General features: G+C 72.4%; 18 protein-coding genes and 1 pseudogene. 1 reads left to right on the top strand and 18 read right to left on the bottom strand.

The annotated features are described in order from the left end of the window. From HTZ82_RS03935 to HTZ82_RS03900, 8 genes and pseudogenes are all read right to left on the bottom strand, one after another. Positions 1-653, bottom strand: a pseudogene (locus tag HTZ82_RS03935) (ribonuclease E/G); the annotation flags it as partial. Between the two features lie 234 nt (positions 654-887). Beyond that, complete coding sequence (locus HTZ82_RS03930) at positions 888-1,670, bottom strand: TIGR03936 family radical SAM-associated protein (protein WP_175407849.1); 783 nt, start codon at positions 1,668-1,670, stop codon at positions 888-890. Between the two features lie 124 nt (positions 1,671-1,794). Beyond that, positions 1,795-3,021, bottom strand: coding sequence for a hypothetical protein (locus tag HTZ82_RS03925; RefSeq protein WP_175407848.1), 1,227 nt, complete (start codon positions 3,019-3,021; stop codon positions 1,795-1,797). 53 nt (positions 3,022-3,074) lie between these two features. Further along, positions 3,075-3,629 (bottom strand): hypothetical protein, encoded by a 555-nt coding sequence (locus HTZ82_RS03920; RefSeq protein ID WP_175407847.1) that lies wholly within the window; start codon positions 3,627-3,629, stop codon positions 3,075-3,077. Further along, positions 3,626-5,131 (bottom strand): HAMP domain-containing sensor histidine kinase, encoded by a 1,506-nt coding sequence (locus tag HTZ82_RS03915; RefSeq protein WP_175407846.1) that lies wholly within the window; start codon positions 5,129-5,131, stop codon positions 3,626-3,628. Before HTZ82_RS03915 ends, HTZ82_RS03920 begins: the two co-directional genes overlap by 4 nt. Beyond that, positions 5,128-5,811, bottom strand: coding sequence for a response regulator transcription factor (locus tag HTZ82_RS03910; protein ID WP_175407845.1), 684 nt, complete (start codon positions 5,809-5,811; stop codon positions 5,128-5,130). Before HTZ82_RS03910 ends, HTZ82_RS03915 begins: the two co-directional genes overlap by 4 nt. A 65-nt stretch (positions 5,812-5,876) precedes the next feature. Continuing rightward, a complete protein-coding gene (gene murJ, locus HTZ82_RS03905) occupies positions 5,877-7,568 on the bottom strand; it encodes a murein biosynthesis integral membrane protein MurJ (protein WP_175407850.1) in 1,692 nt (563 codons plus the stop codon). Positions 7,569-7,693: 125 nt separating this feature from the next. Beyond that, a complete protein-coding gene (locus tag HTZ82_RS03900) occupies positions 7,694-8,866 on the bottom strand; it encodes a peptidoglycan bridge formation glycyltransferase FemA/FemB family protein (protein WP_175407844.1) in 1,173 nt (390 codons plus the stop codon). Between the two features lie 208 nt (positions 8,867-9,074). On the opposite strand from HTZ82_RS03900, the gene HTZ82_RS03895 reads away from it, so the two are divergent. After that, positions 9,075-10,268, top strand: a complete 1,194-nt coding sequence (locus HTZ82_RS03895; RefSeq protein ID WP_175407843.1) for an Ig-like domain-containing protein — start codon at positions 9,075-9,077, stop codon at positions 10,266-10,268. 33 nt (positions 10,269-10,301) lie between these two features. Here HTZ82_RS03895 and HTZ82_RS03890 read toward each other — a convergent pair whose 3' ends face one another. The 10 genes from HTZ82_RS03890 to HTZ82_RS03845 all read right to left on the bottom strand — a co-directional run bounded on the left by HTZ82_RS03890 (position 10,302) and on the right by HTZ82_RS03845 (position 22,943). Then, a complete protein-coding gene (locus tag HTZ82_RS03890; RefSeq protein ID WP_175407842.1) occupies positions 10,302-12,227 on the bottom strand; it encodes a TIGR03960 family B12-binding radical SAM protein in 1,926 nt (641 codons plus the stop codon). Positions 12,228-12,302: 75 nt separating this feature from the next. Beyond that, positions 12,303-13,805: a CYTH and CHAD domain-containing protein gene (locus tag HTZ82_RS03885; RefSeq protein ID WP_175407841.1), complete on the bottom strand. Its 1,503-nt coding sequence runs from the start codon at positions 13,803-13,805 to the stop codon at positions 12,303-12,305. Positions 13,806-13,848: 43 nt separating this feature from the next. Further along, a complete protein-coding gene (gene rodA / locus HTZ82_RS03880) occupies positions 13,849-15,051 on the bottom strand; it encodes a rod shape-determining protein RodA (RefSeq protein WP_175407840.1) in 1,203 nt (400 codons plus the stop codon). 9 nt (positions 15,052-15,060) lie between these two features. Next, on the bottom strand, positions 15,061-17,256 hold the full coding sequence (gene mrdA, locus HTZ82_RS03875; RefSeq protein ID WP_175407839.1) for a penicillin-binding protein 2: 2,196 nt from the start codon (positions 17,254-17,256) through the stop codon (positions 15,061-15,063). Positions 17,257-17,284: 28 nt separating this feature from the next. Beyond that, positions 17,285-17,980 (bottom strand): rod shape-determining protein MreD, encoded by a 696-nt coding sequence (gene mreD / locus HTZ82_RS03870; RefSeq protein ID WP_175407838.1) that lies wholly within the window; start codon positions 17,978-17,980, stop codon positions 17,285-17,287. 4 nt (positions 17,981-17,984) lie between these two features. Further along, complete coding sequence (gene mreC, locus HTZ82_RS03865; protein ID WP_175407837.1) at positions 17,985-19,040, bottom strand: rod shape-determining protein MreC; 1,056 nt, start codon at positions 19,038-19,040, stop codon at positions 17,985-17,987. A 99-nt stretch (positions 19,041-19,139) separates the two neighbouring features. Continuing rightward, complete coding sequence (locus HTZ82_RS03860; protein WP_175407836.1) at positions 19,140-20,159, bottom strand: rod shape-determining protein; 1,020 nt, start codon at positions 20,157-20,159, stop codon at positions 19,140-19,142. Between the two features lie 261 nt (positions 20,160-20,420). After that, positions 20,421-20,834 (bottom strand): nucleoside-diphosphate kinase, encoded by a 414-nt coding sequence (ndk, locus tag HTZ82_RS03855; RefSeq protein WP_175407835.1) that lies wholly within the window; start codon positions 20,832-20,834, stop codon positions 20,421-20,423. Between the two features lie 217 nt (positions 20,835-21,051). Next, complete coding sequence (locus HTZ82_RS03850) at positions 21,052-21,405, bottom strand: DUF4233 domain-containing protein (RefSeq protein ID WP_175407834.1); 354 nt, start codon at positions 21,403-21,405, stop codon at positions 21,052-21,054. An 8-nt stretch (positions 21,406-21,413) separates the two neighbouring features. Beyond that, positions 21,414-22,943 carry a folylpolyglutamate synthase/dihydrofolate synthase family protein gene (locus tag HTZ82_RS03845; protein ID WP_175407833.1) on the bottom strand — a complete coding sequence of 510 codons (1,530 nt, stop codon included), beginning with the start codon at positions 22,941-22,943 and terminating at the stop codon, positions 21,414-21,416. Between the last annotated feature and the right edge of the window lie 160 nt (positions 22,944-23,103).

The raw sequence follows: 23,103 nt of genomic DNA, 5'->3' as shown, positions 1-23,103 counted from the left end.
TCGGCCTCCGGGGCCGGGGCCTGCGGCTCCTCGGCTTCGGCGGCGGCGGGCTCGGCCGGAGCGGGCGCGGTGCTCTTACGGGTGGCACGGCGGCGCGTACGGGCGGGAGCGGCGGGCTCGGGGGCGGCGGCCTCGGCAGCGGCGGGCTCGGGGGCGGCCTGAGCGGGCTCGGGGGCGGCCTGAGCGGGCTCGGCCGCAGTGGCCTCGGCTGTCTCGGCCGTCTCGGCCGCCTCCGCCGTCTCGACGGCGGGCGCTGTGGCCTTGCGCGTCGCCCGGCGGCGCGTACGGGCGGCCGGAGCCGCCTCGGTCCCGGCCTCGGTGACCGTCTCGGCTTCCGCCGCGGTACCGGTCTCCGCCGCGGGCGCGGTGGCCTTGCGGGTGGCGCGGCGGCGCGTACGGGCCGGGGCGGCGGCCTCGGTCGTCTCGACATCGCCGGCGGGTGCGGCTTCCGCCGGTCCGGGGTTCGGGGCGGCGGACGCGGTCACGGTCTCGGTGACCGTCTCGCTCCTGGCGCTCTCGGCGGCCGCGGTGACCGGCGGGCCCGCGGGGCGGGATGCGGCACGGCGACGACGGCGCGGAGGCAGCGTGTCGCTGGGGCTGTCGTTGTTCTGTTCGTTGATACCGGCGGTGCCGGTTTCGTTCGGCTCGAGCATGCGGGCGGTTCTCCCGTCACGCTCCCGGGCGCCGCGTCTGGGTCCGGTCCGGCCGCCGCACCGCGCGATGCGCGATGGCCGCCGTCCGGGGCGCGGGCGCCGCACGGGAGCTGTATGTCTGGCTCGCCGGTTCCGTACACCTTGTGCGTACGGCCTGGCGAAAGTCTGTTGTGTCTGTACGCGACCCGACCCAGGTGGCTCCCGAGTACCAGGGCCGCGCTACGACGACCGCTCCTACGCGGAACCTGCACCTTCCGGCGCCGTCGCGACAGCGGATCCGGCGGCCTCGGAAGGGGCGGCCGTGACTGCCTCGCGGTCGGGCGCGAGCGGGTCGGTCACCGTGCCGGACTCCTCGTCGAAGAGCCCCTGCGCCAGCCGCGTCACCGCTGCGGGGACGGGCGGCGCCAGGTCGGCCACAGCGCGGAGACCGGACAGGACGTCGTCGGGCCGTACGGCAGGTGTCACGTGCCGAACAACCAGCCGCAGTATCGCACAGGGGCCGTCCACCGGCCTATCAGCGGGCACGGGAACGGCCTCCAGCCCGGACACGGCGGCCCGGGCGTCGAACGTCCGCAGACCGTTCTTCGTCCGCCGCTGCACCTCGACCGTCTCGGCCGCGAGGAACGCGGCCACGGCCTGCTCGGCCTCCGCGAGCCCGACGCCGTCGAGCCGCAGCTCCCACACGGACGCGGTGAGCCGGTCGGCGAGCCCCGACGTACGGGCCTCCACGGCGTCGACGACGTCGAGGCCGTCCGGCAGGGACGCGTCGAGCAGTTCCCGCAGCGTGCCGGGGTCGCGCCGCGCGGTGAGCGCGATCTCCAGGTACTCGGCCTCGGAGCCCGTGCCGGTGGGTGCGGCGTTGGCGTAGGAGACCTTCGGGTGCGGCGTGAAGCCCGCCGAGTACGCCATGGGCACCTCGGCGCGCCGCAGCGCGCGCTCGAACGCACGCTGGAAGTCGCGGTGGCTGGTGAACCGGAGGCGGCCGCGCTTGGTGTAGCGCAGACGGATGCGCTGCACCGCCGGTGCGGGCGGCGGGCCTTCGGGCTGTCGCTTGCCCAGTGGTTCTTCTCCTCGGTGCGGGGCGGGCGCGGTCGCGCTCCGCCCACGGATGCGGTGGGCGCTCCCGGGGGACCTGCCCGGATCATCCCTGCTCGTGCGGGGAGACCTCGGGGGCGGGCACCGCGCCGGAAGCGGTCGTTGTACCCCCCAGGGTACGCGCAGGACGGGAACCCTCTCCCGCGGGCCGCGCGACCGGGCCCCCGCCGACCAGTGCCCGCCAGGCGTCGGCGCGTGCCCGGCGCAGCGTGTCGCGGGCGGCGGAGAGCGCGGCGCGAGAGGCGGAACGCGCGGCGCGGCCGGCGGCGCGGGCCGGTGCCCAGAGGCTGTCGCGCACCCAGTGCCCGACGGGTGTGCACACGGCGCGGTAGGCCCAGGCGGCCGGGCGGACCACCAACTGCCGGGCCAGCCAGGCGAGTCCGCGCCCGACGGCCCGCGACACGTACCCGGCGGCCCGCCACGCGACGCCGAGCGCGTCCGCGACCTCCTGGGCGACGACCACCAGCCCCCGCCCGAGCGGCACCATCACCCACCGCCACAGCGCGAGGGCCGGTACAACGACCAGCACCCGCGCCAGCCAGGCGAGCCCCCGCCCCGCCGGCACCAGCACCCACCGCCACAGCCGGCGGGCGGGCACGACGACCCCGTACGCGACGAGCGCCGCGACCAGCCACGCGAGCCCGCGCCCCAGCGGGGCCAGCACCCAGATGACGGTGAAGGCTGTGTGGACACCCGACGCGAGCCCGCGCCCCAGCGGGGCCAGCACCCACTTCCACAGCCACCGGGCGGGGACCGCCACGCCGTACGTCGCCAGCGCCGCGACCAGCCACGCGACGCCACGCCCCACCGGGGCCAGCACCCACCGCCACAGCCAGCCGGCGGGCCGCACGACCCCGTACGTGAGCAGCGCGCCCACCAGCCACGCGACGCCACGCCCGCACGGAGCCAGCACCCACCGCCACAGCCACCGGGCGGGCGCGACGACCCCGTACGTGACGAGTGCCCCGGCCAGCCACGCGACGCCACGCCCCAGCGGGGCCAGCGCCTGCCGCCAGAGCCACGTGAGCGGGATCACGACCAGCACGCGGCCCAGCGGGCGCAGCACGGTGCGGTCGAGCGTCCGCGCGCACAGGGCGAGGGCGTCCCACACCATCCGTACGGGTACGACGACGACCAGCACCACGATCCGCACCGGCATCCTGACGGCCGTGACGAGGCACCCCTCGGCCTCGGGGGGCCGGGGACGCGGCCGCTCCGTCGGCCGCTCCGTCGGTCGCCCTGCCGGGCGCTTCTCCAGGTCCATGCCCGGCATGACGCCACGGCCTGTCCTGCGGGTTTCCCCGGGGACGGGCCGTTGCTCAGGCGTTACGCGACGCGGCCGTCGACGTCCGCGTCGCAGACGGCCGGCGCCCGTGCCGTGTCGGTCCCCCGCAGACGCACCGGAACGCGGCCCGAGGCGTCCTCGGCGAACGCGATCGTGCACACCAGCTGCCGCAGGGCCAGGTCGTCGAGGCCGGCGAGCGCGATCGGGAGCGTCGCCTCCACCCCGCCCCCCGGCCGCGGCATGACCCGCGTGACACCCTCGAAGGGCATGTCGGGCAGGCCGTCGGTCAGTCCGGCCTCGGCTTCGTGCGGCTGCGGCCCGGCGAAGAGGGCGGCGACCATCCAGGACGCGGCCGTCGACACGCCCGACTCCTCGAAGTCGCCGGCACCGGTGTCCTGGTAGCGGACGACCGGCGTCAACTCCCCGGAGGGCGACCTGAGGAACAGGAGCAGCCCGGTGTTCGGGTGCGGGACCACCTTGACGGTGGCGGGGTCTCCCGCCGCGACGACGTCCGTCTCGGGGATCCCGCAGCCGCCGAGCGACAGCGCCGCGACGGCGGCGACGACCGCTGTCCGCACGCGCCGTGTGCCGGTCATGCCGGTGCCTCGCCTGTGCGCAGTGGCATCTCGGCCGTGAACACGGCGCCGGTTCCGTCGGGGCCGTTCGCGGCGCGAAGGGTGCCGCCGTGCAGGCGTACGTTCTCCATGGCGATGGCCAGGCCCAGGCCGCTGCCGGCCGAGCGGGTGCGGGCCGCGTCGGCCTTGTAGAAGCGGTCGAAGATGTGCGGGAGGACGTCCGGCCGGATGCCGGGCCCCCGGTCGGAGACCTCGATGACCAGCTGTCCCGCCCCGTCCGCTCCCACGGCGGTGCGCAGCCGTACGGTGACGGGCGCGCCGCCGTGCCGCAGCGCGTTGCCGACCAGGTTGGCGACGACGACGTCGAGGCGGCGCGGATCGAGCCGGGCGCGGATGCCGTCCGGCAGGTCGGCGCTGACCCGGTCGGTCCAGCGCCGCTGCTCCAGCGTCTTGCGGACGGTCTGCGCGACATCGACCTCGTCGGTGTGCAGCTCGGCGGCGCGCGCGTCGAACCGGGAGATCTCCATCAGGTCCTCCACGAGCACCGCGAGCTTGCCGGTCTCCGCGCTGATCAGCCGGACCGCCCGCGCGGTGTCGGGGTCGAGGCCGTCGGCGTCCTCGTCGAGGACCTCGGTGACGGCGAGCATCCCCGCCAGCGGGGTGCGCAGTTCGTGCGAGACGTCGGAGGCGAAGCGGCGGGCGCGGGCCTCCGCCTGGCGCAGCTCGCCCACGGAGTGTTCGAGATGGCCCGCGGACGCGTTGAACGTCCGTGCCAGGTCGGCCAGTTCGTCGCTGCCCCGCACCGGGATCCGCGTGTCGAGGCGGCCGCTGCCCATGGACTGGGCGGCCCTGCGCAGGTCGCGCACCGGGCGCAGCACACTGCGCGCGGCGATCAGCGCGGGCACCAGGGCGACGGCGAGGCCCGGCAGCGCGCCGTCCCGGGCGGCGGCGACGAGCGCGTCCACGTTCGCCTGCTCGTCGGGCATGGGCATCACCGCGAACAGGACGACCCCGGACGGCAGGACCCTGTTCCCGCCGGTCTCGAACGCGACCGGCATGCCGATGGTCAGATACGGCACCCCGCCCTTGACGACCCGCTCGAAGCTGCCGTGCAGGGTGGAGTGGGCCCTGCGCCGCAGTTCGGGCGTGATCACCGTGGACGTGGGGCTGGTCGCGGAGGAGACGCGCAGCGAGCCGTATTCGGCGTAGACGTACCACGGGCGCGGCTTGCCGGTGCGGGCGATGGCGCGCAGCAGGTTCCGCTTCTCGTCCATGTCCCGATGCTGGAAGAGGACGACGTCGAGTCTGCTCACCTGGGCGCGGAAGGAGGAGACGGCGGTGTCCTGCGCGGTCTTCAGGACCGCGGTGCGGGCCTCCCGGAAGGTGAGTGCGGCGGTCGTGCCCGCGCTGACGGCGGCCACCAGCAGGAACGCCAGGACGAGGCGGGTGCGCAGGCCGAAGGGACGGCGCCGCTCACCGGTGGTTCCCGACTGCCCGCGCGGCCGCGCGGGGCGGAGGCTCACAGCGGTCCGAAGCGGTAGCCGAAGCCCCGCAGGGTCTGTATGTAGCGCGGGCTCCCCGGGACGTCCTCGATCTTGTTGCGCAGCCGCCGCACGCACGCGTCCACGAGCCGGGAGTCGCCGTGGTAGCTGTGCTCCCACACGTGCTCCAGCAACTGCTGGCGGCTGAAGACCTGTTCGGGCGCGGCGGACAGGTGCAGGAGCAGTTTCATCTCGGACGGCGCGAGGGCGAGGCGTTCGCCGTTCTTCGCCACGGTGAGCCCGGCCCGGTCGATGGCCAGCTCGCCGTGGAACTCGACGGCGGGACGCCCGCCGCCGGGTTCCTCGATCCGGCGCAGCACGGCCCGGATGCGGGCCTCGATCACCTCGGTGCGGGCGGGTTTGACGATGTAGTCGTCGGCACCGGCCTCCAGGCCGACGACGACGTCGAAGTCGTCGCCGCGGGCGGTGAGCATGATGATCGGCAGCTGGCTGTCCTCCCGCACCCGGCGGCAGACCTGTACGCCGTTCATGCCGGGCAGCATCAGGTCGAGCAGCAGCAGATCCGGCCGGAACTCGCGCAGGGCGGCGAGCCCCGCCTCTCCGGTGGCGGCGGTGCGCACCTCGTGGCCGCGGCGGCGCAGGCCGAGTTCCACGCCCTCGCGCACGGAGGGGTCGTCTTCGATGAGGAGTACACGAGGCATGCGCACAGTATCCAGAGGGTGGGAAGGGGCGGAAGGGCCGGAGGCGGTCCGGTGCCGAGCCGGGTTCATGAACGGCGGCGGCGCAGCCGCGCGACGGCGCCGGTGACGAGGGCGTCGATCCCGGTGAGCCGCAGCGGCCGGGCGAGCAGGACGAACACGCCGGCGATCGCCGTCGCCCCGGCCGCGGCGGACGCGACGGCCCCGCCGGCATCGGCCCAGCGGGCTGCGCCGTACCCGAGCGCCGTCGCCGGCACGGCGGCGACCAGCAGCCGCGCCTGTGCCACGAGGGCGGGCCCGCGCGGCGTGCCCTCGTCGCCCCCGTCGCCCTCGTCGCCCTCGTCGCGCGGCACGGCCCGCGCCGCCGCCAGGCGGCGGTGCAGGACGAGGGCCGTGACGGCCCAGCCCGCCCACAGCGCCAGCGAGTACCCGCCGGCCATGCCGGTCACCGCCCAGCGCGCGGGCAGCACGACGTACGCCACCACCGACAGGCCCGCGTTGAGGCCCGCGATCACCAGGTTCAGCAGGAACGGGGTGCGAGTGTCGGACAGCGCGTAGAACGTGCGGGAGAGGACGTACTGCCCGCTGAAGGCGATCAGCCCGGGCGCGAACGCCATCAGCGTGCCCGCCATGACAGCCACGGCGGCCGCGTCCGTCTCGCCGTACTGGAAGACGAGCGCCATCACGGGCTGCGCGAGGGCGAACAGCGCGCACGCCGCCGGGACGACGGCCGCCGCGCTGGTCCGCAGGCCGTACGACACGTCGCGCCGCACCGCCGCGGTGTCCGCGTCGGCGGCGGCCGAGCTCATCCGGGGCAGCAGCGCGGTCATCAGCGACACCGTGATGATCCCGTGCGGCACGGCCCACAGCAGATAGGCGTTGTTGTACGCGCTGAACCCCGCGCCGCCGTCGACGCCGGCCGCCTCCGCGCGCAGACCCGCCGCCGTGGCCAGCCGGGTCGTGACCCAGTACGCGGCCTGGTTGGTGAGCACCAGCAGCACCAGCCAGCCGGCGTTCCGCAGCGGCCGGGTGAGCCCGCTGCCGCGCCAGTCGAACCGGGGCCGGTAGCGGAAGCGGGCCGCGCGCAGCGCGGGCAGCAGGGCGAGGGCCTGGACGGCGATGCCCGCCGTTGTGCCCCAGCCGAGCAGCGCGGTCTCGGCGGCGCCGAGCGTGCCGCCGTCGCCGGTGGCGAAGACCGCGAGGTAGAGGCCGAAGACGGCGATGACGACGACGTTGTTGAGGACGGGCGCCCACATCATCGCGCCGAAGCGCCCACGGGCGTTGAGCACTTGGCCGAGCAGTGTGAACAGCCCGAGGAAGAGGATCTGCGGCAGGCAGTAGCGTGCGAAGGCGACCGTCATGGCGGTCTGGCCGGGCGGGTAGTCGGTGTACGCGTCGACGATCGCGGGCGCCGCCCACACCGCGCCCGCGGTGAGCGCCAGCAGGGCGAGCACGCAAACGGTGAGCAGCCGGTCGGTGTAGGCGGCGCCGCCGTCCTCGTGCTCCTTGGCGGCCTTGACGAGTTCGGGCACGAACACGGCGTTCAGGGCGCCGCCGATCAGGAGCATGTAGACGATCGTGGGCAGGGAGTTGCCGACGGCGTACCCGTCGGCGACCGTGCCGACGCCGATCGCGGCGGCGACGACCGCGGACCGCGCGAACCCGGTCGCCCGGGACACGACCGACCCTGCGGCCATGACGAAGCCGCTGCGCAGCACGGACGGCGCCCGGGACGGCGCCGGCGCGCCGGGCGTGACCATCCCGTCGGACGCGGGCGTCCCACCGGGCGTGACCGTCCCTCCGGGTGTGACCGTCCCTCCGGGTGTGACCGTCCCGCCGGACGCGGCCGTCCCACCGGACGCGGCCGTCGTGGTGTGCGCCGCCGTCACCGGCGCGCCAGATACGTCTGGAACGCGCGGTACAGCGCGTGGTTCGCCGGGCCGTCCAACGGTCTCTCCCACTCCCCCAGGGTCTCGACGACCTCTCCGCCGGTCCCCAGCTTCCAGCGCAGCAGCCCGTGCGCGCGGTCGTCGGGGTCGAGGGTGGAGGGTACCCCGCGCATGTCGTAGACGTCGGCGCCGAGCGCCTGGGCGTCGAGCAGCATCCGCCACTGCAGCAGGTTGGAGGGCCGGACCTCGCGGCGGTGGTTCGCGGAGGCCCCCGTCTGGTACCAGACGCGGCGGCCCACGCGGACCATGGTGTGGGCGGCGAGCGTCTCGCCGCCGTGACGGGCGAGGTAGAGCTTCATCCGGCCCGGTTCCTCCGCGTTGAGGGCCGCGTACTGGCGCTCGTAGTAGGCGAGCGACCGGCCGAGCCGGAAGCCGTCCCGCTCCTCCGTGATCTCCAGCAGCCGGTAGAACTCGGGCAGGTCGGCCGCGCCGCCCACGACCACGTCAACGCCGGACTTCTCCGCCCGCCGCACATTGCGCCGCCACTCCTGGTTGAGCCCGGCCCACAGGTCGTCCGGTGTACGGCCGGTGAGCGGCACCTGGAAGACGTGCCGCGGCTGCGCGTCCCCGTCCTCCTCGCCGCCGCACCGCTTCCAGCCGCGCGCCCGCAGCCGATCGGCGACGGCCGTGCCCAGCGGGTCCACCTCGCTCGCGAGGACGTCCGCGAGCCGCCGCCCCTGACCGGTCGCCGACTTGATCCTGGCCGCGCTCCAGCGGCGGTACGCGGGCGAGGGCCCGATCCGCACCGCGAACGCGCCCGCCTCGCGGAGATACCGCAGCAGCGGGCCGAGCCAGGCGTCGATGCCGGGGTCGGCCCAGTCGGCGACCGGCCCTTCCGGCAGGTAGGCGAAGAACTTGCGCGTACCGGGCAGTTGCCGCAGCAGCACCAGCGCCACGCCGGACAGCCGTCCGGCCGCGGGCTCAGGACCCCAGCCGACGAGCCGGCTCTGCCAGCCCCCCTTGACCTCCGCCCAGGACGGACACTGCAGGAACGCGGCGCCCAAAGCCGCGCCCTCGGGGGATTCCAGGAACCGGCGGTACGCGGCGGCGGTGATCGGCCCCAGCGGTGTTTCCTGGCCGCGGTCGGCCGTCACGAGCAGCGCTGACACGAGGAGAACCTCTCTGTGGGGAACGCCCCGGATCCCCGGGGGTACCGAGGATGCTCACAGCCGCCCGTGACCGCTCCGCGCGCCGAATGTGACCGGACGACGACCGTTCCCCTCCAGTCGCCGTCACATAGCCGCAGCACCCCTCACCTGCGCTTTTCCCAGCTCTACAGTCCCGGGTACCACCACTACTCGCGACAGGGGCATTCCGTTGGGCCAGCTACGTATACGCACGGCATCCGTCGTGGCACTGCTCGTGCCGCTCGCCGCCTGTTCCTCGCCGTCCGGAACCGGCACATCGCCCGCCGACGGCAAGGCCGCCGGCCGGCCGGCGGCCGATGACCGTCCGGCGGCCGTGACGGTGACGCCTCGCGGCGAGAACGTCCGGGCCGGCGAGCCCGTCGAGGTCACGGCGTCGGGCGGCAGGCTCACCTCGGTCACCGTCACCGACGCGGACGGCCGCGCCCTCGGCGGCGAACTCGCCGCGGACGGCGCGAGCTGGACGTCACGCCGCAAGGCCGTCCCGGGCGCCTCCTACACGGTCACCGCCGTGACGACCACCGATGCCGGACGGAAGCACACGACGAAGTCCTCGTTCACCACGGCCGGCGCCGACAAGGTCAACAAGGTCGACTGGCGCCCCGGAGCGAACACCACCGTCGGCATCGCCCAGCCCGTGTCCCTCGTCTTCGACCACCCGGTCACCGACAAGGCCGCCGTCGAACGGCAGCTGAAGCTCACCACGTCGAACGGCACCGAGGGCTCCTGGGCGTGGCTGGAGGACCACTCCGGCCGCGACCGGGTCGACTGGCGGCCCAAGGAGTACTGGAAGCCCGGCACCAAGGTCACGCTGACCGCCGAGCTCAACGGCACGGACTCGGGTGACGGCGGCTGGTTCGTCCGCGACTACGCGACCACCTTCACCGTCGGCGCCGCCCAGATCGTCCGGGTGGACCTCGACCGCAAGCAGCTCACCCTCGTACGCGACGGGCGGGAGGTCCGTACGATCCCGGTCTCCGGCGGCACCCCCGGTGGCGACAAGCGCTCCTGGCGCGGCACCGCCGTGCTGATGGCCAAGGAGGGCACCATCAACATGAACTCCGAGACCGTGGGCCTCGGCGACGCCTACGACAAGATGGTCGACTACTCGATGCGGCTCACCTGGTCGGGCATGTACGCCCACGCCGCTCCCTGGAACGACCGGTGGATGGGCAGGGCCAATAGGAGCTCCGGCTGCATCGGCATGAGCACCGCCGACGCCGCCTGGTTCTACGCCCAGGTCCGCCCCGGCGACCCGTTCGAGATCAAGGGCAGGGACACGAAGGGCGTCGTCGCACCGGGCAACGGCTTCGGCGCCTGGAACGTGCCGTGGACGGCCTGGCAGGAGCGCAGCGCCCTGCGCTGAACTCCTGCCAGGCCGTGTCGCCGCTGATGGCCGCTACTGCTTGACCGTGAGCGGGAGCAGCTTCTTGCCGGTGGGGCCGATCTGGATGTGCGTGTCCATCTGCGGGCAGACACCGCAGTCGAAGCACGGCGTCCAGCGGCAGTCCTCGACCTCGGTCTCGTCGAGGGAGTCCTGCCAGTCCTCCCACAGCCAGTCCTTGTCCAGACCGGAGTCCAGGTGGTCCCAGGGCAGGACCTCCTCGTAGGTGCGCTCACGCGTCGTGTACCAGTCGACGTCCACGCCGTACGCGGGCAGCGTCTTCTCGGCGCACTCCATCCAGCGGTCGTACGAGAAGTGCTCACGCCAGCCGTCGAAGCGGCCGCCGTCCTCGTACACGGCGCGGATGACCGCGCCGATGCGGCGGTCGCCGCGCGACAGCAGTCCCTCGACGATGCCGGGCTTGCCGTCGTGGTAGCGGAAGCCGATCGAGCGGCCGTACTTCTTGTCGCCGCGGATCTTGTCGCGGAGCTTCTCCAGACGGGCGTCGGTCTCCTCGGCGCTGAGCTGCGGAGCCCACTGGAACGGGGTGTGCGGCTTGGGCACGAACCCGCCGATGGAGACGGTGCAGCGGATGTCGTTGGACTTCGACACCTCGCGGCCCTTGGCGATGACGTTCGCCGCCATGTCCGCGATCTGGAGGACGTCGTCGTCGGTCTCGGTGGGCAGGCCGCACATGAAGTACAGCTTCACCTGGCGCCAGCCGTTGCCGTACGCGGTGGCGACCGTACGGATCAGGTCCTCCTCCGAGACCATCTTGTTGATGACCTTGCGCATGCGCTCGGAGCCGCCCTCGGGGGCGAAGGTGAGACCGGAGCGACGGCCGTTGCGGGTCAGCTCGTTGGCCAGGTCGACGTTGAACGCGTCGACGCGGGTCGAGGGGAGGGAGAGGCCGATCTTGTCGTCCTCGTACCGGTCCGCGAGGCCCTTGGCGATGTCACCGATCTCGGAGTGGTCGGCGGAGGAGAGGGACAGCAGGCCGACCTCTTCGAAGCCGGTCGCGGCCAGCCCCTTGTCCACCATCTCGCCGATGCCGGTGATGCTTCGCTCCCGCACGGGGCGCGTGATCATGCCGGCCTGGCAGAAACGGCAGCCGCGGGTGCAGCCGCGGAAGATCTCGACGGACATCCGCTCGTGGACGGTCTCCGCGAGCGGGACGAGCGGCTGCTTCGGGTACGGCCACTCGTCCAGGTCCATGACGGTGTGCTTGGACACGCGCCACGGCACGCCGGAGCGGTTCGGTACGACACGGCCGATGCGGCCGTCGGGGAGGTACTCCACGTCGTAGAACGCCGGGACGTACACACCGCCGGTCCGGGCCAGCCGGAACAGCAGCTCCTCGCGGCCGCCAGGGCGGCCCTCCGCCTTCCACGCGCGGATGATCTCGGTGATCTCCAGGACCGCCTGCTCGCCGTCGCCGATGACCGCGCAGTCGATGAAGTCGGCGATCGGCTCGGGGTTGAACGCGGCGTGGCCGCCGGCGAGGACGATCGGGTCGTCCAGCCCGCGGTCCTTCGCCTCCAGCGGAATGCCGGCGAGGTCGAGGGCCGTGAGCATGTTGGTGTAGCCCAGCTCGGTGGAGAACGACAGGCCGAAGACGTCGAAAGCCTTCACAGGCCTGTGGCTGTCCACCGTGAACTGCGGCACCTTGTGCTCGCGCATCAGCGCCTCAAGGTCCGGCCACACGCTGTACGTGCGCTCGGCGAGGACGCCCTCGCGCTCGTTCAGTACCTCGTAGAGGATCATGACGCCCTGGTTGGGCAGCCCGACCTCGTACGCGTCGGGGTACATGAGCGCCCAGCGCACGTCGCAGCTGTCCCAATCCTTGACGGTGGAGTTCAGCTCACCGCCGACGTACTGGATCGGCTTCTGCACGTGCGGGAGCAGGGCCTCGAGCTGCGGGAAGACCGATTCGGCAGGCATTTCGCGGAGAAACCTTCGTGAGCGGGCAAGGGGCGACTCTCAAGCGTAACCCGCTCGCGGGCCGCCCCCGGCCGGTCAGGGCCGCAGGCCCCGCACCGAGACCTCCGCCCATACGTCCGGCAGCTCGCGCTCCCGGGCGGCCGCCGCCGACTCCTCCCGTGCGTACAGCAGCCCCCACGTGAAGGCGGACTCGCCTGCCGCGTGGGCCTGGGCGGCGAGGTTTCGGAGGGCTTCGCGGGCGACGACGCTGTCCTGGTGGTCGCCGAGGACCTGCTGGACGGCCTTCATGCGCTTGGCGAGGCGTTTCGCGGGCTTGCCCAGGGCGGGGGAGGCCAGTTCGGCGGCGTAGCGGGCGCGTTTGGCCGCCTTCCTCGCCTCGTGGAGGGCCACGTCCCGGTCCTTGCCCGGGTCCAGCGACAGGGCGTGCTCGACGCGGGCCGCTACGCGCGCGTGGTCCTTCAGGACCGCCTTCGCCAGGACCCGCGCCGGGTCCTTCGCGGCGGCCGGGCGCAGGGGCGGGTCGGTGAGGAGGGCGTCCAGGCTGTCCAGGAGGCGGAGGTACCTCGCGCTGTCGAGGACCTTCAGGGTGCGGCCGCGTGAGCCGGCGCGGCGGGCCGCGGACCAGCGGCGGAGCCTGCCGCGGACCGGGCCGAGGAGGAGCGGGCGCGGGACCGTGTCCAGGGCCGTGCGCAGACGCTCCTCCAGGACTTCCTGGTCGCGGTCGACGCCCAGCTCGGCGGCGAGCCATTTCAGCTCCTCCGCGACCGGGTCGGTCACCGAGCGGTCGAGGACCTTGCGGTGGCTGCGGAAGGCGCTGCGCAGACGGCGGGTGGCGACGCGCATCTGGTGGACGGAGTCGGGCTGGTCGCGGCGTACGCCGGCGTCGAGGTCCAGCAGCGTGTCGACCTGTTCGCGCAGGTACGCGAGGACGTGGTCGCCCGCCGTCTCGTACGGGGACGGGGTGCGGGCGGGCGGGGCGGTGCCGGTCTCCTCCAGGGCTCTCGCCAGTTTGGAGGGGGCGGCCGCCGGGCGCAGGCCGGCCTTGCGGAGGCGTGTGTCGACCGCGTCCAGCAGCGAGACGTCCGCGCCGTCGGCGAGCTCGACCTCGATCTCGGCCCATTCCGCCGTGCCTCCGCCGTCCGTGAGGCGTTCCGCGCGGACCGTGTCGGTGCTGAGCTCGGCGAGGACGGCGCCGTCGGCGTCGACGAGGTGGTGGACGTCCCGCGAGGAGAGGAGGCGCATCAGGGGGACGAGGTCTTCGCCGCGGGTGCGGGCGCGGACGAGGCCCGCGAGGCCGCGCGGGACGTCGTCTCCGAGGGGGGCGCGTATCTCGTCCCGTACGCCGGGGGCGACGGGGAGCTTGAGGTGCCAGCCGGCGTCGTTGCCGCCGGTGCGGCGGCGGAGCGTGAGGGAGTGCGCGGCGAGGCGCAGGTCGGGGGTGTCGTAGTAGACGGCGTCGAGGTCCGCGGTGCCCGCGTCGACGACGCGGGAGACACCGCGGACCTCGGTGAGGTCCGGCACTCGGGTGTCGGTGGTGGCTTCGTACTTCCGCTCGATCTCGCGTTTCGTGTCCGCCATGAACCGAATCTAGTCCAGGACGGCCCGATGCGGTGAGACGGCGTTATGCCGTTATGGGTCGCTGGACCCTGATCGACTGGAGGAGGCCGATCGCCACCCATACGGCGAACATCGACGATCCTCCGTAGGACACGAACGGCAGGGGCAGACCGGCGACGGGCATGATGCCGAGGTTCATGCCGATGTTCTCGAACGACTGGAACGCGAACCAGGCGATGATCCCGGCGGCGACGATCGTGCCGTACAGCTCGGTGGTCTCGCGGGCGATGCGGCAGGCGCGCCACAGGACGACGCCGATGAGGGCGATGATCGCTCCGCCGCCGACGAAGCCGAGTTCCTCGCCCGCCACGGTGAAGATGAAGTCGGTCTGCTGCTCGGGGACGAACTGGCCGGTGGTCTGGTGGCCTTTGAACAGGCCGGCGCCGTAGAGGCCGCCGGAACCGATGGCGATACGGGCCTGGTTGGTGTTGTAGCCGACGCCCGCCGGGTCGAGTTCGGGGTTGGCGAAGGCGGCGAAGCGGTTTATCTGGTACTCGTCGAGGACGCCGAGTACGGCGACGAGGACGGCGCCGGAGATCCCCGCGCCGATCAGGCCGAAGATCCAGCGGTTGGACGCGCCGGAGGCGAGGAGCACACCGAGGACGATCACGACCATGACCATCACGGAGCCGAGGTCCGGCATCAGCATGACGATGGCCATGGGGATGACGGCCAGGACGAGGGACTTGGCGACGGTGCGGTGGTCGGGGTGGAGCTGGTCGCCGGCGTCGACGCGGGCGGCGAGCATCATCGCCATGCTGAGGATGATGGTGACCTTGACGAACTCGGACGGCTGGAGCGAGAAGCCGCCGCCGAGGACGATCCACGCGTGGGCGCCGTTGATGGTGGCGCCGAGCGGGGTGAGGACCAGTATCACGAGGACGACGGAGATGCCGTAGAGGACCGGGACGGCGCCGCGCAGGGTGCGGTGGCCGAGCCAGATCGTGCCGACCATCAGGGCGAAGCCGATGCTGGTGTTGAGCAGGTGCTTGAAGAGGAACGACGTCGGGTCGCCCTGGGTGAGTTCGGTGCGGTTGCGGGTCGCGGACCAGACGAGCAGCGAGCCGATGAGGGAGAGGGCGACGGCGGAGAACAGCAGCGGCCAGTCGAGCCGCCGGACCACGGAGTCGCGGGCGGTGAGCTTCGCCCACAGGCCGCCGGGTTCGGGGGCGTAGCGGGGGACGGAGAACGTCTTGTTTCCGGGCATGGCGGTCGGTCAGTCCCTCCAGACCGGTGGGCCGGCGAGGCCCGGTTGTCCGTCTTCCTGTCCGGCCTCGCCCTTGGGCTTCTGCGCTTCGGGGTCGTACGGCTTGATGGTGGGCGCTTCGATGGAGCCGTCGGGCTGGATCTTCGGCAGGTCCTTCTGCGGCTTGGGCAGCAGGGCCCGCTTGAGGTCCTGGTTGCCTTCGTCGTCGAGGCCGTAGATGGCGTCGTAGATGTTGCGTACGGCGGGGCCGGAGGCGCCGGAGCCGGTGCCGCCCTGGGAGATCGTCATGACGATCGTGTAGTCGTCGGTGTAGGTGGCGAACCAGGACGTGGTCTGCTTGCCGTAGACCTGGGCGGTGCCGGTCTTGGCCCGCATCGGGATCTTGTCGTTCGGCCAGCCGACCTGGGTGAACCGCCAGGCGGCGGTGCCTCCGGGTTCGACGACGGAGCGCAGGCCCTTGTCCAGGTCCTTGATGGTCTGGGCGTCGACGGGCAGCCTGCCGCGGGCCTTGGGGTTGATCTCCTGGACCTTCTTGCCGTCGGGGCTGATCACGGCTTTGCCGATGGTGGGTTCGTAGAGGGTGCCGCCGTTGCTGATGGCGGCGTAGGCGGTGGCGAGCTGGATGGGGGTGATGAGGACGTCGCCCTGGCCGATGGCGAAGTTGATGCTGTCGAAGGCCTTGAGCTGGTTGCCTTCGAGGCAGCTCTCGTAGGCGATCTGCTCGACGTAGCTGCCGCCCTTCTTGCCCTGCTTGCACCAGGAGTCCTTGTTGGCCTCCCAGAACCTCTGCTTCCACTGGCGGTCGGGGATGCGGCCGGTGACCTCGTTCGGCAGGTCGATGCCGGTCTCGGAGCCGAATCCGAAGTCGTGGGCGGTCCGGTAGAACCAGTCGTGGGCGTTCTTCTTCGGCTTGAGGCCGCCGTCGCGCTGCCACTCCTGGTGGCCGAGGCGGTAGAAGACGGTGTTGCAGGAGTACTTGAGTGCGTCGCCGAGGGAGATGGGGCCGTGCCCCTTGGACTCGAAGTTGGCGAAGCTGCGGCCGCCGAGGCTGTAGGAGGCGCTGCAGTTGTAGCGGCCGTCGAAGGGGTAGCCGGCCCGTACGGCCGCGCTCGCCGACACCACCTTGAAGACGGAGCCGGCGGGTGACTGGCCCTGGATGGCCCGGTTGAGGAGCGGGTAGTTGGAGTTCTTGCCCGTCATGTGGGCGTACTCCTTGGCGGAGATGCCGCCGACCCAGACGTTGGGGTCGTAGTCGGGCTGGGAGGCCATCGCGACGACGCGGCCGGTCTTGGACTCCATGACGACGACGGCGCCCGCGTCTGCCTCGTACGGGCGGCCGGTGACCCGGTCCGTCTCCTTCCGCACGGTCTCCATGGCCTGGTGGAGCTCGTACTCGGCGACGGCCTGGACGCGGGCGTCGATGCTGGTGACGACGGTGGAGCCGGGCACGGCGGGGCTGCTCTCGGCCTCGCCGAGTACGCGGCCGAGGTTGTCGACCTCGTAGCGGGTGACGCCGGCCTTGCCGCGCAGGTACTTGTCGTAGGTGCGCTCCAGGCCGGAGCGGCCGACCTGGTCGGAGCGGAGGAACGGCGAGTCGGTGTCCTTGGCCTTCTCGATCTCCTCGTCGGTGACGGGCGAGAGGTAGCCGAGCACCTGGGACGTGCGGGCCTTGCCGGGGGCGGGGTAGCGGCGTACGGCGGTGGGTTCGGCGGTGATGCCGGGGAAGTCCTCGGCGCGTTCGCGGATCTGGAGGGCCTGCTGGGTGGTGGCCTCGTCGGTGACGGGGATCGGCTGGTAGGGGGAGCCGTTCCAGCAGGGCTGGGGGGTCTTGGAGTCGCAGAGCCTGACCTTGTCCATGACCTCCTTGGGGGTCATGCCGAGGACGCCGGCGAGGCGGGTGAGGACGGCTTTGCCGCGGTCCTTCATCCGCATGAGTTCGGTGCGGGACGCGGAGACGACGAGGCGGGTCTCGTTGTCGGCGAGGGGGACGCCGCGGGCGTCGAGGATGGAGCCGCGGACGGCGGGCTGGACGACGCGCTGGACGTGGTTGTTCTTCGCCTCGTCGGTGTACTCCTGGCCGTTGCGGACCTGGAGGTACCAGAGCCGGCCGAGGAGGGTGAAGAGCAGCGAGAAGACGAGTACCTGGATGACGATGAGCCGGATCTGGACGCGCGGGGTCCGTCCGGTCTCGGGAATATTGCTCACGACGGTCCCTCCCCTGGACGGCGTACGGTCACAGCCGCTTGACCCCCTTGATGCGGGCGGCGCGGGCGGCGCGGCTGCGGGCGGCCCTGGCGCGGAGCCCGCCGCGCAGGCCGCTGCCGCCGAAGCCGCTGCCGCGCTGGCTGCCGATGCGCAGGCCGGTGCCGGAGCGCATCCAGCCGGACGCGACGTCGGTGCCGCCCGCGGTGGACTCGGCCAGCGGGTCGTTGTCGGCGCGGCGGGCCAGCCACATGACGAGCGGCACGGTGAAGGGGGCGAGCAGCAGGTCGTAGATGACGGCGGTGAGGATCAGCGACGTCAGGCCGACGTGGCGGGCGCCGGTGTCGCCGACGAGGGCGCCGACGCCCGCGTACAGCAGCGTGGAGCCGACGGCGGCGGCGACGACCATCGCCATGGGGCCTGTCGCGGAGCGGAGCTGGCCGTTCTCGGGCTTGGTGAGGCCCGCGACGTAGCCGATGACGCAGAGCACGAGGGCGTAGCGGCCGACTGCGTGGTCGGCGGGCGGGGCGAGGTCGGCGAGGAGGCCGGCGCCGAAGCCGACGAGGGCGCCGCTGACGTGTCCGTACACGAAGGACAGGCCGAGGACGGTCAGCAGGAGCAGGTCGGGGACGGCGCCGGGGAGGTGGAGGCGGGCGAGGACGGTGACCTGGACGACGAGGGCGACGACGACGAGGGTGCTGGAGAGCAGGATCCGGTTGAAACGCATGGGACTACTCCTGCTCCTGCTCGTCGGGGCCGGTGGGCTCGTCGGGGCCGGTGGTCGCGGTGGGGCCTGACGTGGCGTCGGGGCGGCCGGTCGTCACGCCGGGCTCCGGCTGCGCGGTGATCGGGCCGTCCTGCTCGCCCTGCGGCTCCTGGCCGTCGGGGGACGGGGTGACCGTGACGGTGACGGTCGGCGCGGGCGTCGGCTTCGGGGGCAGGACCATGTCGCGCGGGTCGGTGCGGGGCGGCTGGACGACGACGCCCACGATGTCGAGGCGGCTGAACGCGGCGTACGGGCGGACGAAGAGCCGCCGGGTGAGGTCGCCGCTGGACGGGTCGACGCGGATGACCTCGCCGACCGGGACGCCGGGCACGAAGGGGCGGTCGGCCTGGGAGCCGAAGGTGACGAGCCGGTCGCCGGGCTTCACCTTGGCCTTGCCGTTGAGGAGCTGCACGGACAGCGGGCGGGCGCCCTGGCCGGTGGCGAAGCCCAGCTCGTTGGTGCGCTCTATCCGGGTGCCGACGGTGAAGTCGGGGTCGTTGGCGAGGAGCACGGTGGCGGTGGAGGGGCCGACGGTGGTGACGCGGCCGACGAGGCCGTCGCCGTTGAGCACGGTCATGTCGCGCCGGATGCCGTCAGCGGAGCCGGCGTCGATGGTGACGGTCCAGGAGAAGCCCTGCGCGGCTCCTATGGCGATGACCTCGGCCGCCTTGATGCCGTACTGTCCGGCGCCCGCCTTCTTCAGCATGCCGTCGAGTTCACGGAGGCGGTTGCGGTGGCGGTCGTCGCTGCCGAGCCTGGCCTTCAGCTCGGCGTTCTCGCGCTCCAGCCGCGCGATGCGGTTGTGACGCTCGTCTGAGTCCCGTACGGCCGCGATGGCGTTGCCGATCGGGTCGACGGCGGACGCGACACCGTTCTCGACAGGGCCGAAGACGGTGGCGGCGGCCCGCCGGGCTCCGTCGACCGGTGAGTCCTCACCCCCGCGGATGTCCACCGTGATCAACGCGAACGCGATGGCCACCAGCAGCGCCAGAAGCAGCCGGCTCTCTTTCGTGTCCCTCACGTGGGGCGGCCGTGCCTTCCTCGTAGGAATGTTTGTGCCGTTATACCAACGATCAGCCGTACGGGTCCGTCAGCACCCGTACGGCTGATCATGTGCGCGCTATCGGCGGGGCTGGGCGTCGAGGACCTGCTGGAGCGCCTCGAACTCCTCGACGCACTTGCCCGAGCCGAGGGCCACCGAGTCGAGCGGGTCCTCGGCGATGTGGATGGGCATGCCGGTCTCGCGGCGCAGCCGCTCGTCGAGGCCGCGCAGCAGGGCGCCGCCGCCGGTGAGGACGATGCCGCGGTCCATGACGTCGCCGGACAGCTCCGGCGGGCACTTGTCGAGCGTCGTCTTGACGGCGTCGACGATCGCGTTGACGGGTTCCTCGATGGCCTTGCGGACCTCGGCGGCCGAGATGACCACGGTCTTGGGGAGCCCGGAGACCAGGTCGCGGCCGCGGATCTCGGTGTGCTCGTCCTCACCGAGGTCGTGCGCCGAACCGATGGTGATCTTGATCTGTTCGGCGGTGCGCTCTCCGAGGAGGAGGCTGTACTCCTTCTTGATGTGCTGGATGATCGCGTTGTCCAGCTCGTCGCCGGCCACCCGGATGGACTGTGCCGTGACGATTCCGCCGAGGGAGATGACGGCGACCTCGGTGGTGCCGCCGCCGATGTCGACCACCATGTTGCCGGTGGCCTCGTGGACGGGGAGGCCGGAGCCGATCGCGGCGGCCATCGGCTCCTCGATGATGTGCACCTGGCGGGCGCCGGCCTGCGTGGAGGCCTCGATGACGGCGCGGCGCTCGACGCCGGTGATGCCGGAGGGCACACAGACGACGACCCGCGGGCGGGCCAGATAACGACGCTTGTGGATCTTGAGGATGAAGTAGCGGAGCATGCGCTCCGTGATCTCGAAGTCGGCGATCACGCCGTCCTTCAGCGGCCGTACGGCGACGATGTTGCCGGGGGTCCGTCCGATCATCTTCTTGGCCTCTGCGCCGACCGCCAGGATTCCACCGGTGTTGGTGTTGATGGCGACGACCGACGGCTCGTTGAGGACGATGCCGCGACCCCTGACGTACACCAGCGTGTTGGCGGTCCCGAGGTCGACAGCCATGTCACGGCCGATGAACGACATTGAGTTCCCCTTGTTTCCCATGAGGAGCGTCAGGCCTTCCCAATAGAGCGTTGACGGCTTCTCAGGACGGCGCGCTGGATCGTGTGGAGCGGAGGATTCCATCGTAGTGCCGCTGACGCGAACACGGCGCGGTGGTCCGCCTCTGTATAGGTGACGAGGTGTCGGACGGATGCGTTCCCGGCCGGCCCCGCCATATGCCCGGGGGCGACCGAAATTCCATCGGTCGCCCCAGGTCATGAGCGCTGTATGGCTGACGCCAGGTCAGGAAATGCCGGGAAAGAAAATCTTCAGTTCCCGAATGGCGGACTCCTCCGAGTCCGAGGCGTGGATCAGGTTCTCGCGCACGATCGTGCCGAAGTCGCCGCGGATGGAACCGGGCGCCGCGGCGATCGGGTCGGTGGGTCCGGCGAGCTGCCGGACACCCTCGATGACGCGCTCGCCCTCGACGACGAGCGCGACGACGGGGCCGGAGGACATGAAGGCGACGAGCGGCTCGTAGAAAGGACGGCCGACGTGCTCGGCGTAGTGCTGCTCCAGGATTGACCGGTCCAGGGTGCGCATCTCCAGCGCGGTGATGCCCCAGTCGGCCTTGCGCTCGATACGGCCGATGATCTCGCCGACCAAGCCACGGCGGACACAGTCCGGCTTGAGGAGGACGAGGGTGCGCTGGGTCATGATGTACGGCTCCTTGCAGGCCGGGGGTGCGGTTCCGGCAGAGGTTACCGGGTGTGACTGCAAAGGCGGCACCCGCCCCTCGCAAGGCCCCGCAGCAGCGGGGAGCACGACCAGCATCACGGCGAGCAGAAGGGCAAGCCGGGACCAACCCCGCAGAGGCGGGGAGCATGAGGAAGCGGGCGCCACGCATAGTGAAGCACGCGCCACTGACAGCGGTCTAAGCCGAGGAGCCGCTGCTCTCCGCCTGGGCCGCCCACTTCGCCTTCGCCTCGTCGACCTTGCGGCCGAAGTGGATCGACGCCCACCACAGGCCCGCGAAGACCGCGCCCAGGAAGAACATGATCGGCACCACGAAGCCGCTCGCGATCAGCGCGATCTGGAGCGCCCAGCCGAGCTGCACACCGCCCGGGCGGGTGATCATCCCGCACAGCAGGACCGACAGCAGCATCGCGATGCCGCACACCGTCCACACCGTGCCCATGGACAGGCTGTCGTCCTTCATCGCGACGAGACCCGCGAAGGCGATCACGAAGAACTCGCCGATCAGTGTCGAGGCGCAGAGCGTACGCATCCGGTTCCTCAGCCCCTTCCGCGCAGCAGCAGCCGGGCCTCGCCGACCGTGATCACCGAACCCGTCACCAGGACGCCCGCTCCCCCGTACTCGCCCTCTTCCTCCGCGAGGGTGATCGCCGCTTCCAGCGCCTCGTCCAGGCGCGGCTCGACGACGACCCGGTCCTCGCCGAAGACCTCCACGGCGACCGCCGCCAGCGCGTCCGGGTCCATCGCGCGGTGCGTGGAGTTCGCCGTGACGACGACTTCCGCGAAGATCGGTTCGAAGGCCTCCAAGAGGCCCCTGACGTCCTTGTCGCCGCTCGCGCCGACCACGCCGACGAGCCGCGAGAAGTCGAACGCCTCCTGGATGCCCTCGGCCGCCGCCAGCGCGCCCGCCGGGTTGTGCGCGGCGTCCAGCACGACCGTGGGGCTGCGCCGTACGACCTCCAGACGGCCCGGCGACGCGACCGACGCGAACGCCCTGCGGACCGTGTCCACGTCCAGCGGGCGGGCGTGCTGCGCGCCGATCCCGAAGAACGCCTCGACCGCGGCGAGCGCCACCGCCGCGTTGTGCGCCTGGTGCGCCCCGTACAGCGGGAGGAAGATCTCCTCGTACTCGCCGCCCAGGCCGCGCAGTGTCAGGAGCTGGCCGCCGACGGCGACCTCGCGCGCGGTGACGCCGAACTCCAGGCCCTCGCGGGCCACCGTCGCGTCCGTCTCGACGGCCTTCTTCAGCACCACCTGTGCGGCGTCCACCGGCTGCTGCGCCAGGATGACCGTCGCACCCTCCTTGACGATGCCGGACTTCTCGTCGGCGATCTCGGCGGTCGTCCCGCCGAGGCGGTCGGTGTGGTCGAGCGAGATGGGCGTGATGACGGCGACGGAGGCGTCGATGACGTTCGTCGCGTCCCAGCTTCCGCCCATGCCGACCTCGACGACGGCCACGTCGACCGGCGCGTCCGCGAAGGCGGCGTAGGCCATTCCGGTGAGGACCTCGAAGAAGGAGAGCCGGTACTCCTGCGCCGCGTCGACCATCTCCACGTACGGCTTGATGTCGTGGTACGTCTCGATGAACCGCTCGGCGGTGATCGGGGCGCCGTCGAGGCTGATGCGCTCGGTGATCGTCTGGACGTGCGGCGAGGTGTAGCGGCCGGTGCGCAGGTCGAACGCGGCGAGAAGCGCCTCGATCATGCGGGCCGTCGACGTCTTGCCGTTGGTGCCGGTGATGTGGATGGACGGGTACGCGCGCTGCGGCTCGCCCAGGACGTCCATGAGCGCGGCGATGCGCTGCACGGACGGCTCCAGCTTGGTCTCGCCCCAGCGGGTGGCGAGCTCCTGCTCGACCTCGCGCAGCGCCTTGTCCACCTCCGGGTCGGCGGGGCGCGCCGGTACGGGGTCGGCCTGCGGCGGGCCGGCCTGGGCGCGCAGGGTGCGGCTGCCGGCCTCGATGACCGCGAGGTCGGGGTCGCGGGTCGTCTCCTCCTCGACGATGTCGTCGAAGGCGTCGCCGGGTTCCGGCTGGTCGCTGGGGTCGCTGGGCGGGGGCTGCTGACTCACGCGGTCCAGTCTACGGAGGCCCGCTGACACCCGGGCTCCCCGCCCTGCGGGTGAGGGTGCGTCCGGTGGTTCTTTCCCCACCCCGCCCCTTCCCGAGACTGGGGGCTCCGCCCCCAGACCCCCGTTCGCGCCTGTGGGGGTACCCCCTGCTCGAAGAGCT

The sequence above is a fragment of the Streptomyces sp. TRM64462 genome (assembly GCF_013362995.1).
GTDB lineage: Bacteria > Actinomycetota > Actinomycetes > Streptomycetales > Streptomycetaceae > Streptomyces.
The sequence above is the reverse complement of the archived record's forward strand: the minus strand, read 5'-3'. Positions and strand labels throughout refer to the sequence as shown.